Genomic DNA, 1348 nt, shown 5'->3' on the forward strand with positions numbered 1-1348 from the left:
TTGCGCAAGTAGCCAAGGATACGGATGTCCAGATAAAAGCTACATCTCTGAAAAAAGAAGATAAGATAGATGTGATGCATAAAATAAAAGAAATTTATTCTTCTGTTAAAGAATCGAGTGATCAAAAGGTCTTAGTAGATTTTATTGAAAGATATGCAAAAGATTCCAAAGACATTGCTTCAATTCAATTTTTAAATGCTGTCAGACCTCAACCAAGTAAAACATTGATACCACAACCAGAAGAAGATAAAAAGAAAGGTGTATCTACTTCAACAGCTCAAAATCCAGCAGCTACCTTAAACTCAAGTTTCAACGCAACTACGGCAGCCGAATGGGCATACAATAACTATAACAGATACAGTACTGATTTCCCGGCATTTACAAAATGGGGGAGCGATTGCACGAATTTTGTTTCACAAGCCCTGTTAAAAGGCGGTTTGGCCATGACAGGAAATTGGTATATCTACAAAAAAAACAGTACTTATTTAGTTCCTGAGAGTGCAGATCAATTGAACTATAGTTGGAGCCTTTCAGATCCAAGTCCGTGGACAAGCGTTAAAGAATTCTATTCGTACTGGAGAGGAAAATACGTTGCGGGTACTTCTCGTGAAAATTATGAAGAAAAACACGCAGAATTTTATAATAGAAGTATCTACAGAGGTGATTTGGTAATATTTTCTAAAGGTCTTTCCGGTTGGATAACTGTAGCGACACATGTAATGATCATAACTGAGTACGATTCAACGAATAAAGATTTTAAACTTGCAGGTCACTCTAACGAAAGACAAGCGTATCCCCTTTTAGATGCAATCAAGGCTTATTCTAACATAGATTTCTACAGTTTCAGATAAATCTTAAAGGAAATGACCACTAGTAGCATCTCAGTGGTTATTTCCTTTTTTATGTCCTTGAGCTGTTACCGTCGCCGCTGCCTTCGTGTCCGGAACACGCCAGTAATGCACCAGCTGCTCCAAGAATGAATGGCCAGACGTAACGCTACATCTCCTCGATCGGACTAGACCGTCGACCGCTCCACCAGCCGGACCGGCAGCTCCTGTTTCTCCGCCTCATACCGTTCTTCCGCAATATAGCGATGCAGCATTTGAAAAGCAGCGCGGCCCACATCCTTGTTCGACTGCTCCACCGCAGTAATGTCGAGCAACTGGCCGAGCATATGGTTATCGAAGCCGATCACCGCCAAATCGTCCGGTACGCGAAGCCCGAGTTTGCGCGCTTCGGCGACAAGCCCCGCCGCCGTCTGATGCGTGCCCGCCAGCACCGCCGTCGGACGCGGGTTCATGCCGGCCAGCCGATGTGCGGCCTCAACGCCCGCTTCCATCGATAGCGC

Annotated in this window: 2 protein-coding genes; one reads left to right on the forward strand and one right to left on the reverse strand. The window is 44.4% G+C overall.

Annotation, left to right across the window (positions count from 1 at the left end; translation table 11 throughout):
- A partial coding sequence (locus QJ48_RS34390; RefSeq protein ID WP_193394550.1) for an amidase domain-containing protein occupies window positions 1-851 on the forward strand: 851 nt, incomplete at its 5' end.
- A 164-nt stretch (window positions 852-1015) separates the two neighbouring features.
- Here the strand turns inward: QJ48_RS34390 and QJ48_RS34395 are convergent.
- Window positions 1016-1348 (reverse strand): substrate-binding domain-containing protein (locus QJ48_RS34395; RefSeq protein ID WP_162238612.1); only part of this gene is annotated, 333 nt, incomplete at its 5' end.

The organism is Paenibacillus sp. A3 (assembly GCF_001399685.1).
Classification (GTDB): Bacteria; Bacillota; Bacilli; order Paenibacillales; family NBRC-103111; genus Paenibacillus_G.